The 14,013-nt window shown below is 72.1% G+C and carries 9 protein-coding genes; 2 read left to right on the top strand and 7 right to left on the bottom strand.

The window, feature by feature from the left end:
• Complete coding sequence (locus ABD808_RS22300) at positions 1–1,506, top strand: sugar ABC transporter ATP-binding protein (protein ID WP_344899726.1); 1,506 nt, start codon at positions 1–3, stop codon at positions 1,504–1,506.
• Positions 1,507–1,772: 266 nt separating this feature from the next.
• Here the strand turns inward: ABD808_RS22300 and ABD808_RS22295 are convergent, their stop codons facing one another.
• The 5 genes from ABD808_RS22295 to ABD808_RS22275 form a co-directional block, all read right to left on the bottom strand.
• Positions 1,773–2,351 (bottom strand): hypothetical protein, encoded by a 579-nt coding sequence (locus tag ABD808_RS22295; RefSeq protein ID WP_344899724.1) that lies wholly within the window; start codon positions 2,349–2,351, stop codon positions 1,773–1,775.
• 231 nt (positions 2,352–2,582) lie between these two features.
• Positions 2,583–4,754, bottom strand: a complete 2,172-nt coding sequence (locus ABD808_RS22290; protein ID WP_344899722.1) for a hypothetical protein — start codon at positions 4,752–4,754, stop codon at positions 2,583–2,585.
• The gene (locus ABD808_RS22285; RefSeq protein ID WP_344899720.1) at positions 4,751–5,500 is read right to left on the bottom strand and encodes a hypothetical protein; all 750 of its coding nucleotides are present in this window, start codon (positions 5,498–5,500) and stop codon (positions 4,751–4,753) included. Before ABD808_RS22285 ends, ABD808_RS22290 begins: the two co-directional genes overlap by 4 nt.
• Before the next feature lie 66 nt (positions 5,501–5,566).
• Positions 5,567–6,208: a Crp/Fnr family transcriptional regulator gene (locus ABD808_RS22280; protein WP_344899718.1), complete on the bottom strand. Its 642-nt coding sequence runs from the start codon at positions 6,206–6,208 to the stop codon at positions 5,567–5,569.
• Positions 6,209–6,216: 8 nt separating this feature from the next.
• Positions 6,217–7,218, bottom strand: a complete 1,002-nt coding sequence (locus ABD808_RS22275; protein ID WP_344899716.1) for an effector-associated domain 2-containing protein — start codon at positions 7,216–7,218, stop codon at positions 6,217–6,219.
• Between the two features lie 424 nt (positions 7,219–7,642).
• Here ABD808_RS22275 and ABD808_RS22270 point away from each other — a divergent pair, with 424 nt between their 5' ends.
• Complete coding sequence (locus ABD808_RS22270) at positions 7,643–8,860, top strand: FxsB family cyclophane-forming radical SAM/SPASM peptide maturase (protein ID WP_344899714.1); 1,218 nt, start codon at positions 7,643–7,645, stop codon at positions 8,858–8,860.
• 5 nt (positions 8,861–8,865) lie between these two features.
• On the opposite strand, the gene fxsT is transcribed toward ABD808_RS22270, so the two are convergent.
• Positions 8,866–12,978, bottom strand: a complete 4,113-nt coding sequence (gene fxsT / locus ABD808_RS22265) for an FxSxx-COOH system tetratricopeptide repeat protein (protein WP_344899712.1) — start codon at positions 12,976–12,978, stop codon at positions 8,866–8,868.
• Complete coding sequence (locus ABD808_RS22260; protein WP_344899710.1) at positions 12,975–13,997, bottom strand: AAA family ATPase; 1,023 nt, start codon at positions 13,995–13,997, stop codon at positions 12,975–12,977. Before ABD808_RS22260 ends, fxsT begins: the two co-directional genes overlap by 4 nt.
• Between the last annotated feature and the right edge of the window lie 16 nt (positions 13,998–14,013).

The raw sequence follows: 14,013 nt of genomic DNA, 5'->3' as shown, positions 1-14,013 counted from the left end.
ATGGCGGTCCTGCGCGCTCAGAACATCACCAAGGCCTATGGCGGCGTGACCGCGCTCGCCGACGGCGCGTTGAGCGTCGAGCCGGGGTCGGTGCACGCGCTGCTGGGCGAGAACGGAGCGGGAAAGTCGACCATGGTGAAGGTCCTCTCGGGGACCATCCGTCCCGACGCGGGGACGCTCACCCTGGACGACCGTCCCGTCTCGTTCAACAGCACCGTGGACGCCGTCCGGAACGGTGTCGCGGTCGTGTCACAGGAGCTGAACCTCTTCCCCGACCTCGACATCCTGGCCAACCTCTACCCGATCCGCGAGCCGAAGCGCGGGCCGTTCCTCAACCGGACCGCGATGGCGGAGGCGGCCAAGCCGACACTGTCCAGGCTCGGCCTGAACGTCGACCTGCGGACCCCCCTCCGGGAGCTGTCCCTCGGCCAGCGCCAGCTGGTCGAGATCTCCCGGGCCCTGCTCACCGACCCGCGCGTCCTGATCCTGGACGAGCCGACGTCGGCGCTGGACCGGGACGGTTCGGACCGGCTGCTGGGCATCCTGGAGGTCCTGCGGGAGCGGCAGGTCGGGGTCGTGTTCGTGTCGCACATCCTCGAAGAGGTCATGCAGCTCTGCGACACGATCACGGTTCTGCGGGACGGGCGAACGGTGCTGTCCGGAGCTGAGCGCAAGGACCTGGAGATCGACGACATCGTCGCGGCGATGCTGGGGCCCCGGCCGGAGCCGTCGACGCCGTCCGAACCGGCCCCGCGCGCAGCCGCCCAGGGCGGGGGGCGGCTGCGCATGTCGAAGGTGTCGGTGGACGACGTCCTCACCGACGTGGACCTGGAGGTCGAGGCCGGAGAGATCGTCGGGGTCACGGGACTCGCGGGCGCCGGGCATCTGGCCGTGCTGGAACTGATCGCCGGGCTGCGGCGGCCGTCCAGCGGGACGGTCCGGCTGCCCGGCGACCGTCCGGTCCCCCGGGGCCTGCGGCGGGCGATCGCGGCGGGCGTCGCGGTGGTGTCGGGCGACCGGCGCGGCCGCGGCCTGATGCTCGACCAGCCGATCTGGCAGAACATCGGCCAGGTCAGGTCCATCGGGCTGAGCCGCGACGGGATCGTCGTGCGCGGCTCGACGCTCAGGAAACGGGCCCGCACCCACGTCGAGAGCCTGCGCATCCGGTGCCGGGACGTGGACCAGCGGGTCGGGCTCCTGTCCGGCGGCAACCAGCAGAAGGTCGTCCTCGCCAAGTGGCTGGACGCGTCCCCGACGGTCCTGCTGCTTGACGACCCCACCCGGGGCGTCGACGTGGGAGCCAAGGCCGAGATCCACGAGCTCATCCACAAGGCGGCCGCCGGAGGGGCGGTGGTGGTCCTCGCCTCCACCGACCTGGACGAGCTGGCCTCGGCCTGCCACCGTGTCCTGGTCTTCCACCGGGGCCGGGTGGCCGCGCACCTGTCGGGGTCCGACCTGGACCAGCACACGATCATCCGGGTGTCCAACACGGGCGTCCTGGTGTGACCCGTCTGACAACACCTCGGCCGAGGGTCCGAGCGCCGCACACGGGCGCACGGGCCCTCGGCCTTTTTCTGATGCCTTCGGCCTTTTCTGATGGCCTGATCCGGACAGGCGCCGCCACGCGGAACCCCGGAGGCGCCCCCGGACGGACGGCGCGCCCACCCGTCCGGTGCCCCGGCTGACGGCGTGCGTGCTGCCGTCCGGGCAGATCGCGGTGTTCCCCGGCACCACGTGCCGCCAGCAGAAACTCCCCGACCTCGGGAAATGACCTAGTTCCAGCGGATGGAGGACGTCCGGTCGTTCATGGCGTCGCCGATGTACTTGTGGCTGCCCCAGTAGGGAGTGCTGGCGCCGCCGTAGTCGCGGTGCTCGTAGTGCTTGCCCTGGCAGCTGGCGTAGGTGCGGAAGGAGGAGATCCGTTCGTTCCACGATCCGCTGATACTGCCGATCTCCCACTCCACGTCGTTCGAGTCGTCGCACCCGGACGACGTCTCCCAGGTGATCGTCGCGCCCTGGTAGTCCCTGTGCTGGTACGAGATCTCGATGACGGTGTCGGCCATCCGTCCGGCGGCGGCGTCGACCCGGCGGTTGAAGGCCGCGCTGGCCACCGCCCCCGCCGCGTCCCGGGGAGCGTTCGTGATCTTCCCGCCGGTGGCGTCGTCGATGGCCTCGGTGAACGTGTCGTAGCAGCTCATGCCGCCACCCGACGCTAAGTGCACCACACAGTGCTGACCGGCTTGCGGGACGCTATTCGCCGGGGACGGCGCCGCACCGGCCGCCACGGGTGAGACGGCCATGCTCAGCGCCGTCACGGCGGTGGCACCGGCCACCAGAATGACAGAACGCATCGTTCGTTCGACCTCCAAAACAGATCGCTGGGAAACGGGCTCGCCGAGCACGGGAACGGCCCGGCCGGTGCCTGGTCGACCTATCGTCCAGGCACATATCGACCGGGCTCATTGTCTTACACGCGCCGCGCCATGCCCACCGCTGCATTCACGGCCCAAGAACCCTGGCACACCACAGGTGGCCGCACCTGGACACCCGCGCCCGTCTCGGCGACTCCACCGAACGCCTCGTCATTGCTGCGAAAAGGCCCCAACGGTCCGCCGCAGCCACACCCACAATGCCAACAAGAGCCGCTCCCACTCAGGCTGAAGAATCCGCACAAGAATGTCGTCCCGAACATCCCGACAAGCCCGCTGATCCCCCGCCCACTCCCGCACGAGTTCCACCATGAGGCGTCGACGTCGCGGGTCTCCGGACGCGGCGCTGGTGAGGCATTTCACGATGCCCGGACGCAGATCCGGCCGGGCCCGCGCGGTCTCCAGCCACAGCCTGACCGCGACGTCCTCCCCGCTGCCGCCGTTCGGCGCGTCAAGAGCGACATACCAGGCGGTCGCGCAGATCAGCGGGTCAAGGGCGCCCGGCCCGGTCAGCAGCACCGCGAGCCCGTCGGCGCCCTCCTCGGCCGCGAGCGTCAGGAACAGCGCCGCGCCGAGACGCGCGCGCGAGGCCGGGTGGGTGGGCGCGTCGTCCGCCCAGACGAGCGCCGTGCGGACCACCACCGTTCGATACCTGACCGCCAGATTCTGCGCCGCCCCGAGCCCGAGGACGCCGAACGCACCGCCCCGCGCGGCCAGGAGTTCGACGCCCCGCAACACGGCCCCGACCACCGGGGGCCCGGACGCGTCCGGCCTGTTCGCCAGTCGGAGCAGGACGTTCAACGCCACGCCCGCGAGCCGGGCGCCGTCCCGTCCCGACGACATCCGGGCCGCCGACTCGCACCACCCCAGCGCGGCCTGGACGACCTCACCCTCATGGACCTGCGCCAGGTCGAAGGCGGCGTCCTCCACCTCGTCGCAAACCTGCCTGTTGCCGAACGTCGCGAGATGCTTGAGCCTGGTCAGCGCGACCGACGGGTAGGTCACCCCCAGCAGCTGGCTGACTCGGACGATCGTCAACTTCAGCGTCTGCGGCGTCCCCCGCTCCCGCGACCAGTGGTACAGGCCCTTCCGCACCCGTCCGCCGACGACCGGATGCAGGCACGTCCCGGCGAGCACCACGTAGGCGAGGTCCGCCTGGTCGCGGTCGGCCCAGGCGCGGGCCGTCCCCAGGATCCGGCCCGATTCGCCCTGTTCCGCGGCCAGTTCGGCGAACACCCGCGCCACCCGGCGCCGGAGCGGCGTGTTCAGGTTCACGCCGTCGTCGACGGGCAACGCCGACAGCCAGGTCAGCAGGTCCGTCCGCGCCAGCGGATAGTCACGCCAGACGAAGTGCAGGACCGACTCGGCGTATCCGTGCCGCCGGAAGACGACCCGGCCCTCGTCCGCGTCCGTGCCGATCAGCTCGCTCAGGCCGGTGGACGGGCACCAGGCCAGCCCGGCGCCCGGCACCGTCACATCGAGCTGCCGCGCCAGCGACAACGCGGCCCCGTAGACGCTCGTCTCGTCGGCGGGTGAGATCGTCGCCGCGGCGATCATCAGCGTCCGATCGCGCGGCTCCTCATGGTCGGCGAACCAGTGGCGCAGCTGGTCCTTCCACCCCCGGTAGGCGCGGACCACGTCATCCTCGTCGCCGCCCTCGCGCTCGACGACCCGCACGATGTCCGCGAGGCGGCGGCCCTCACCCGGCGGGGAGTCCTTCAGCAGCTCCGCCGCTCCCGGCCAGTCCGGCCAGCCGGTGTCCCCGAGACCACGGCAGGCGAGCCTGCGCCGGTAGACCGCGTCCGCGACGGGTGCGAGGACCCGGAGGGGCGGCAGGAAGTCGGACCACTCCGGCCGATAGTCGTTCTCCGCCCCGACGACCAGCAGGTAACCGCCCGAGGCCCGCATCACCTCCGCGCAGGACCTGAGCCGCGACGCCTCCTCATCACGGGCCCGGACGAGGTATCCCACCGCGTCCGAGGGACCGATCTCCGCCGCATCGTCCTCGCCCGCCGTGAACCTCCGGATCTCCAGCCCCGGCCGGACCTCGCGCAACGCCGCGATCGCCGTCATCGCCACTCCGGCGCCGGGTCGCCCGCACAGCGCCACCGCGTGGTCCAGGCGCAGGCGCTCGACGATCTGGCCGTGGTTGAAGGCCGGAACGTACTCCGCGAGCCGCTCGACGATCTCGCCCTCGGGAAGGCGCATCGCGCGCCGTTCCCGGACGTAGTTGAACTGGTTGAAGACCAGGTCGCGGTCGACGGTGTTGCCGAAGACGTTCTGGGTGCCGTCGCCGTTGATGGTGGTGTCGTCGATGGTCGTCATGACCGCTCCTGCCGGAGGTCACCGCCGAACGTGTTGCCGAAGGTGTTCTGCGAGCTGTCGCCGTTGATCGTGACGCCGCTGATGGACGTCCCGGGCGTGGGCGGCGACGGGGCGGGCGCGGGTGCGGTGGGTTGGCCGTCGTCCGGGCTTTCGTTGCTGGACGGGGTCGGCACGTACAGGTAGGCGCGCTTGTCGTACTGCTTCACCTTGACCCGCACCTCCTTGAACTGGCTCTCGTGCAGGCCGCTCCGTCCGCCCCGGACGTAGGTGGTGAACAGGTCGTCGGAGATCAGGAGCGCGACGAACGTCACCTCGGAGCTGCTGTCGGCCAGGGCGCGGCGCAGTGGCGTGGAGTCGAGGAGGCGGTTGACGTCGATGACGGCCGTGGAGATCGCGGGGGCGTCGGCGCGTTCGTCGTCGACGAGGCCGACGTGCAGGGCGACGCGCAGCCGGAGCCGGACTCCGCGTGCCCGCAGCCTCGGGGCGCTCTCGGCCAGCGCTTCCTGGAGGCGGCGCGGGAACGGGTCGATGAGCGCGGGCACCGCCTTGTGCGGCAGGACGGCGAGGATCCCGTCCCCCGTGCTCTCCATGAACTTCACGGCGTCCCACGCGTCGCCCAGCCCGCTGTCCTCGCAGGCGACGGCCAGGACCCGCCGGATCTCCAGGTGGACGTCCGGCAGCTCGGCATCGCGATGGGCGCTGAACTTCTCGGCGTCGACGACGAGAACGGCACGGAAATCGTCCATGGGCACTCTCCAGGTAGGGGATTCCCCACCACCTTGCCCACGGGTCGTTGCGGGCACTGTCAGAAATCAGACACTGCCGCGTCCCGATGCGGCCAGGGCGCGGAGCCGGGGCAGGTCGGTGATGACGACCCCGCCGCGCCCGGTCGCGATGACGCCCTGCTCGCGCAGCCGCGCCAGCTCCGCCGCGACGACGCCGCGGGACAGACCGACCGCCTGGCCGATCTCCGACTGCCCGAGCCCCACGCCCGGCCGCCCGTCCCGGCCCGGCATGGCGAGCCGCAGCAGCGCCCGGACGACCCGGCGCCCGGCGGGCAGCGCGGCCGTCTCCGCCCGCCACGCCTCCACTTCCCGCAGCCGCCGCATCGCCCTGCGCAACAACACCTGCTCCGCGCCCGACGTCCGCACCAGCGTCCGGAACCGGTCCGCGGTCAGCACCCGCGTGACGCACGGGTCGACCGCGATGACCGTCGCCGACCGATCGTCCCCGCCCAGCACGGCGATCTCCCCGAGCAGCTCACCCGGCCCGCGAACGGCGAGAAGCAGCCTCTCCCCATCGGGCAGGGTGAGCAGCGCCTTGACCCGGCCCTCCAGCAGCAGGAGAACATGCGAGGGCGGATCACCCTGGTGAAGCAGCACGGCGCCCGCGCGGTAGCTCCGCTCATCGCCCGCCGCGACGAGCGACTCCCATGTCCGCTCCCAGGCGTCCACGCCGCCGGTCAGACGTCGCCGTGCGGCGGACGAAGCAACCGCGTCATCGCCTGCTCAAATCGCTGAACCGCCAACGACTCCCCGACGAACCCCTGGACGGCGACCAGAAGTTGCTGCAATCCGCCGGGATAGTCCAGGCACGTCTGCAACACGGCGTACAGGTCGGCCCGCGCCTCCCCCGACCGCGGCACGGCCCCCGCGATGTCGGACGACAGCGCCCCGATCAACTGGTCCCGGCCGCGCTCGGTGCGCAGGCGGGGGATCTCCAGCAGGTTGTCGACGGTCCGGAACTTCTGAACCAACGAGGGCTCGGGCGGAGGCTGCGGCTCAGAACCGGGCACCGCACCGTCCACTACGGGGACGTGTTCCGCCACGGTGGCCGGCGGCCGAACAGCCACCGGCCGCACGCCCGGCACCATGACCCACGCCTCGTCCACGGTCTCCTTCACCCGGACCTCGACCCGGTAGTAGTCACCGGGATCGACGCGCCCCCGACCGTGCCGCACCACGTCCTCGTACACCCTCCGCGACACGATCAGCGCGATCCCCGTCTCAGCCTCACGCACCGCGTCCTTCAACGGCTGAGCATCAAGCAACCGGAACGTGTGCGTCAGCGCGCTGCTCACAATCCCGGACCCGTCCGACACGGCTTCCCCAACACCCACGGCCACCCGCAAACGCATCTGCGCCGCTTCACTGGACGCCTCGTTGTGGTGCCGCACCTCCGACCGCAACTGGTCGAGCACCTCGCTCAACAACGACTCGACCTTGACGTCCGGACGCAGGATGATCATCACCCCATCCCCACGATCCTCGCGGTAACACTCGTCCCAATCCACCCCGGCGGCTCCAAGACTCCGAGCGAGCCCCGCGTACATCGCCCCCCGCACCCTGACCCGCACCGGATCACCCCGCACCGCCGCACTGAACTCCGCGACATCGCACAGCAGGAACACCGAGGCTCCGTCGGGGGGCGAGCCGTCCTTGGCCGCGCGCGTCACCTGTCCCATCGGCCGCTCTCCCTCCGGCGCTGCTCCCCGGTCCGCGTTAACCAGCGTCCTCGACGGTCCTCGGACCGGCAAGGGCGTCACCAAGATTCGCAGTGCATTTCGGCGATTCCTTCGTTCCCGCGAGTGTCCGATCCCTATGATCGTCCCGTCGCGACGCTAGGCTGTGTCCCGGAGCCTCAAACAAATCGCGACGCCTTTCGTACATCGGGACCAGAGGGAGAACCGCTGTGCCGCTGACTCTTGAAACTAGCGACTCAGAGCTCGCCGGTAGTGCGCGCCCCCTCACCCATGATCGGCCCACGACCGAACAACTCAAACGCATTGAGCCAGTCGCAAACGCGGTTCTGCGACCCGCAGCACGGCGCGCCTTGGCCGAACGCGAGGGTACCGAGGTCACGGAAGCCGGCTTCGACAACCGGCTCTGATGCCCGGCGCCGAGTCCGGTGAATGGCCGTTTCGCGGCCTTGACATTCCCGTCCTCGCGGCCGGTGGATGGCGGCCCGCGCCCTTCTCGGAGTTGGTACTCAAGGTCCACGGTCGTTGCAATCTGTCCTGTGATTACTGTTACGTCTATGAGGGCGCCGACCAGTCCTGGCGAGCCCGGCCTACCCTGATGTCGCCGGACGTGGTCGCCGCCACGGCCACGCGGCTGGGCGAGCACGCTCGTGACCACGCGTTGCCCCGCGTGACGGTCGTCCTGCACGGGGGCGAGCCGCTGCTGGCCGGGCGGGACGCGATCGCCGCGACCGTCGCGAGGTTTCGCGAGGCCGCACCTCCCGGCTGCGAGGTCGAGGTGAGCACCCAGACGAACGGGGTGCTCCTCACCGACGCGATGCTGGGGACGCTGGCCGACAACGACGTGGGGGTGTCCGTCAGTGTCGACGGCGACCGGGACGGGCACGACCGGCACCGGGTCCACGCGAACGGGCGCGGCAGCCACGCCGAGGTCATGCGCGGGCTGAACCGGCTCGCCGGTTCCTATCGGGAGCTGTACCGGGGGCTGCTCTGCGCGATCGACCTCGACAACGATCCGATCCGCACGTACGAGGCCCTGCTGGAGACGCGGCCGCCCCGCGTCGACTTCCTGCTTCCCCACGGGACGTGGGCGCACCCGCCGCCGCGCCGTCCCGCCGACGCCGACGTCACCCCCTACGCCGACTGGCTCATCGCCGTGTTCGACCGCTGGTACCACGCGCCCCGGAAGGAAACCGGCGTCCGGCTGTTCGAGGAGATCATCAATCTGCTGCTCGGCGGTGGGAGCCGCAGCGAGAACATCGGTCTGACCCCCGTCACCATGCTCGTCGTCGACACCGACGGGTCGCTCCAGCAGGTCGACACGTTGAAGACGTCCTACGACGGCGCGCCGGAGACCGGGCTGACCGTCTTCGACCACCGTTTCGACGACGCGCTCTGGCATCCCGGCGTGGTCGCCCGCCAGATCGGACGGGACGCGCTGTCCGCCACCTGCGACTCGTGCGGGGTCCGCGACATCTGTGGCGGCGGCGCCTACGCGCATCGCTACCGGGAAGGCGACGGCTACCTGAACCCCTCGGTGTACTGCCCGGACCTGATGGCGTTGATCGGGCACATCGGACGCACCGTCCAACACGACCTGGCCGTCGCCGATCCGCTGGCCCGCTGACGCGCTCACAGCGCGGTCGGCTCGATGTCGCATTCGAGCAGTTCGCCGCGTCGCGCCGCCGCCAGGTCCGGATGGCCGCCGCCGAGGATGCCCTCCAGCGAGGCCAGGATCGGGCCGACGTCATATTCGCCGTCGCCCATCGCCGCGCGGGCGCGCGCGAGGTTGAGGGCGACGACAAGCGAGTAGTGGTGGCGCTCGCCGAGGGAAGCGACCGCCTTCTCCCGCGCCTCGGACATCAGCCGCGCCGCGGCCTCCAACTCGCCGAGCAGGTAGTAGTCGTTGGCGAGCCCGACGGTGGCGCACAGCGCGTAGTAGTGGTTGGGGCCGAGGGTGCCCTCGACGAGATCCGCGCGGGCCGCCCGGTCGGCCTCCTGCGCCGCGTACACTTCCGCGACCCGCCGCAGGACGACCGCCCGATCGACGGCACAGACATGGACGAAAGGGTGCCCCTCCCCCATTTCCCGGCGGTAGCCCTCCAGCGCGTCGTCGAGAAGCGGCAACGCGTCGGCGGGCCGTCCGACGGCGCTCGTCGTGAGCGCCAGACACACCATGCTGGCCAACGTGTTCGGATGCGATCCGCCGAAACGGCGGACGTGGGCGGCGAACGTCTCCGTGGCCAGGTGATGCGCCTCCGCGAACCGTCCGAGCTTGCGCAACGTGCCCGCGTGGTTCATCTTCGCTTGCAGCACCATCGCGTGGCCGGGGGCGAGGACCGGACGCAGGTTCGCCAGGCTCTCCGTCTGCATCGCGTTCGCCCGCTCGTACAGGCCCAGGGCGTGCAGGTCCCGCGCGTAGTGGTGAATCGCGCGAAAACGCTGACGGTATGACTGGCCGCCCCTTCGCCACACGTCCAGGTCGATGTCGTGCGCCTTCTGGAACTCGCCCAGGATGCGGAGGTCGAGGGCGAGGTTCGTGGCGGCGAGCCAGGTGTTGGAGCCGTCGTCCCCGTAGAGCTTGCGCATGCGCCGCCAGGCGTCCAGGTCGACGTCGTGGGCCAGCCGGAACTCGCCGCGGAAGCGCAGGTCGGCGCCGAACCCCGTGGCGGCGAAGAGCGTCTGCGCGTGGTCGTCGCCGAACTTCCTGCGGGTTCGGGCCAGATTGTCCTCGCTGAGGTCGGCGGCGGCCCGGCTGTCGCCGAGCCCGCGCAGCGCGTTCGCCAGGACCCGGGAGATGTCGAGCACCGCGTCGTCGTCGCCGCCGTAACGCTCCCGCCAGTGGGCGAGCGCGGTCTCCGCCAGCCGCCTGCTGCCCTCGTACTCCCCCGACTGGTAGAGGAACTTCGCCTGGTCGATGCCCACGAGCCGGATCGCGTGCTCGTCGGCCTCGAAGACACCGGACGGGACGACGTGCGGCGTGATCCGGGACCGGTGCTCCCAGGTGAACTCCTCCTCCGGCTGCTCCTCCGGCGTCGCCGCGACCAGGATGGCGTGGACGCGGGCCCGGACGCGCCGCAGCCCGTCCTCCCCGAGCCGGTCGCCCAGGATCGCCCGGACGAGCCGGTGGACCTGGAGGCTCCCCGACTCCTCGTCGAAGCGGGCGAGGGAGAACCGGGAGATGTCGCGCATGGCGGCGCGCAGCCGGTCCTCGTCGGCCAGCAGGTCGGCGAGTTCGGGGGGCAGGTCGCCCGCCCGCCCGGCGGCCAGCAGCGCGCAGGACACCGGTTCGGAGTCGAAGACCGCCCACAGCTCCAGCAGCAGCCCCGCGACGGGATCCTCCTCGCCGAGCAGGTCGAGGTTCAGGCTCACGCCCGCCGCCAGCGGCGCCGGGAGGGCGTCGGCCCCGTCCGCGGCGAACTCGGCGAGCCGCCGGTCGAACAGCCGCAGGTACTCCGCGGCGGTGCCGCCCATGACCACCTGCGAGGCGGCGGCCTGGCCGACCGCCAGCGGCAGGTCGCCGACGCGGTCGGACAGCAGGTCGGCGTCGGCCTCCGACAGGCGCGGCACCAGGCGGCGCAGCAGGGCGATGCTCTCCGGCCGCTCGAAGACGCCGACGTCCACCACCCGCGCGTGGCGTTCCCAGCGGCGGTCGCGGGACGTCACCAGGACGTGGCGTCCCGGCCCGAGGGTCCCGCCGCCGACCGACAGCGGGGTCAGGGGGTACACCTCGTCCGGGTCACGCGCGTTGTCGTAGATGAGCAGCCAGCGGCTGTGCGGCCGCCCGTCCCGCAACGCCCGCAGGACGCCGTCCACGGTGTCGGTGATGTCGTCGCTCATCGGCATGCCGAGCTGCCGCGCGAGCAACGCCAGCGCGGCGCGGGCCGAGGTCGCCTGCTCCGCCGGAACCCACCACAGCAGGTCGTAGTCCACGGCATGGCGGTAGGCGTACTCCACCGCGAGGTTGGACTTGCCCTCGCCGCCCATGCCGGACTCGGCGGGCGGCAGCAGCGCCGCCATGCCGTCGTCCAGCGCCGCGCGGACCTGCGCGAGGAGCCGGTCGCGGCCCGTGAAGTGGGGGTTGCGGGGCGGCAGCCCGCTGCGGTGCGGGGGCACCCGCTCGACGTCCCCCCGTCCGCCGGGCGCCGGGGCGGTTCCCGGCGGGGTGGCGGGTGGGGTGTCGTCGGCCGTCAGCTGCCTCGCCATCTCCCGGTAAGGGCCGCCGAGCCCCATCAGCGCCTGCGGCGCCACCTGCGCGAACGGCAGGTCGGGCGGGAGGCGGGCCTCGCCCCTCCCCACCGCCGCGAGCAGCGCGGGGAAGTCCATCGAGGAGCCGATCCGGTCGCGGACGACGTCCCAGACCGCGCGCAGCACCTGGTACACCTCGCGCCTGCGCAACCCCTGCAACAGGATCTCCCGGACCCCGTCGTGGAACTCGTAGGCGATCTCCTCCTCGCCGCCGCCCGACGGGCGTCCGACCATCCTGAGCAGGCCGCTGAGGAAGACCTCGGCCAGGTCGGCGGACGTCGACGCGGGCAGCATCGCCCGCTGGACGAGCCGCATGACGGGCAGCCGCAGCGGGGCCGCCGCGAGGAAGGTGGCGAGCCGGAACGCCGTCGGGGACGACGACGCCCGGAACTGCTTCACCCGCGCCTCCGGTGACAGCGCGTCGGAGACGGGGACGGGCACCCGCGCCACGGGACGCCCGGTGAACAGCGCGGCGCCCATGATGTTCCGGCCCCCGCGGGCGACCATCACGGCCCAGGACCGCAACCAGCGCTCGCTCAACTCCACCACGGGAATCGCGAGGCCCTGGTCGCGGTCGTCCGGCGGCTGGAACGCCGCCCGCGCCACGACGAGCCGCTCGTTGGCGACGGCTGGGCCCGGCGCGTCGAAGCGCACCTGCTCGATGGCGGCGGCGGTCCGGCGCCACAGCCGCTGCGGAAGCGGCTGGACGATCGTCACGGGCCCCGCCCTGCCCCACCGCTCCAGCAGCGCGGCGGCGCGGCCGTCCCGCCAGGCGGCGCCGATGCAGTCGCTGACGACCAGGGTCACGCGGCGGCCCGTCGGGTCGACCAGTTCGGCCGGGTCACGGTCCGCGCCACCACCGGAGGCGGAGCCGGTGCGCAGCGTCAGCCGGGGACCGTCGGTGTCGAGGTACCACACCCGCAGGTCGCGGAACGCGCCGAGCTGGTGCAGCAGGGTCCGCAGCGCCTCGACCGTCCGGCGCCACACGACCATGGAGGCGCCGACGTCCGCGACGAGCGCCAGGTCGTACCGGCGTTCCCGCGCCGGGACCATGATCGGCTCGCACACCCCGGTCTCGGCGATGCGCTGCGCGGTCCGCACCTCGTCGAGATGCTTCCGGGTGAGCGACGGAACGGTCGCGCGCAACGGACGCAACGCGCGCGACAGCCGCAGCGTCCGCGAGATGACGGGCATCGCGGGCATCCGGACGGGGAACGAGGCCGCGGGCACCTCCTGCCCGGCCACGTAGAGACCGGCTTCCAGCGACTTCGGTGGCGGCGGCTCGGCCTCCGGCACCGCGAGCCGTTCCACCGGACGCGCGGGCGGCGGCGGGTGGGCCGGGCCGTCCCCGTCCGGCCCGCCGGGATCGTCGGCGGCCGGACGCGCCGCGGCGCCGTGCGTCCGGAACCAGTCGGCGAGCCAGAGGGCGTCGGCCGTCTCCTCCGCCGTCGGCTGGGGGTCGAGCGCCCGCAGGACCTCGACGAACGGCTCGATCATCCCGCGCCCGGCGTCTCGATCTGGCGCAGCACGGTGTCGAGGATGTCGCGCAGCCGCGTCTCGGGCGGCCTGCTCCCCGAGGTGGCGAGATAGACGGCGTTGAGCAGCTGGTCGGTGGCGAGGGCGCCCTCGGCGCGGCGGGAGAGGAAGTCCTCGATGAGCTGGTCGCTCGCCGCCCTGGCGTCCGCGCCCAGATGGGCCTCGATGATCTCCGCGAGCCGTTCCCGGCCGGGCGGCTCGGTCATCAGCCGGACGCAGCGGCGCAGGAACGCGGGCGGGAACTCGCGCTCACCGTTGCTGGTGATGATGACGATGGGGAAGTTCGCGCACCGCACCTCGCCGCGGTCGACCGGCACCCGCGGGCCGTCGTCGGCCGTCATCACGTGGATCCGCGACTGGTCCTCGGGCAGCCGTTGCAGCTCCAGGATGGTGAACCGGCCCTCCTCGAAGACGTTGAGCAGGTCGTTCGGCAGGTCGATGTTGCTCTTGTCCAGCTCGTCGATCAGCAGCACGCGGGGCAGGTCGCCGGGAAGCAGCGCGGTGCCGACCGGGCCGAGCCGGATATAGCGGCCGATGTCGGGAGGTTCGGCGGTGTCGGCCCGTCCGCCCGCGCCGCGCAGGCTCGTCTCGTGCAGCCGGCCGATCGCGTCATAGTCGTAGAGGCCGGACTGGAGCGTCGTGTTGCTGGTGATCGGCCAGTACAGGACGGAGCCCAGCCCCAGCTCGTAGGCGACGTTGTGGGCGAGGGTCGACTTGCCCGACCCCGGCTTGCCCGTCACCAGCAGCGGGCGCCGCAGCAGGATGGCCGCGTTGACCTTGTCGATCACGCCCTCGTCCGGCCGGTAGGACGTCGCCCGGCGCAGGTCCCCCTGGCGGCGACCGCCGTGCCGCTCGTCCGCAGCGGCGAACGGGCGCCACGGCGGGGGCGGCGGCAGCCGCCGCACCCGGTCGTGCGGCTGACCGTCGCCCCGGTACACGCGCCAGTCGCCTGCCGTGGTCGGTTCCTGCTCGGTTGCCATGGGTGGTCTCCAGGGG

It is taken from the genome of Actinomadura meridiana (assembly GCF_039537545.1).
Lineage (GTDB): Bacteria > Actinomycetota > Actinomycetes > Streptosporangiales > Streptosporangiaceae > Spirillospora > Spirillospora meridiana.
This window is presented reverse-complemented; position numbering and strand designations above follow the sequence as displayed.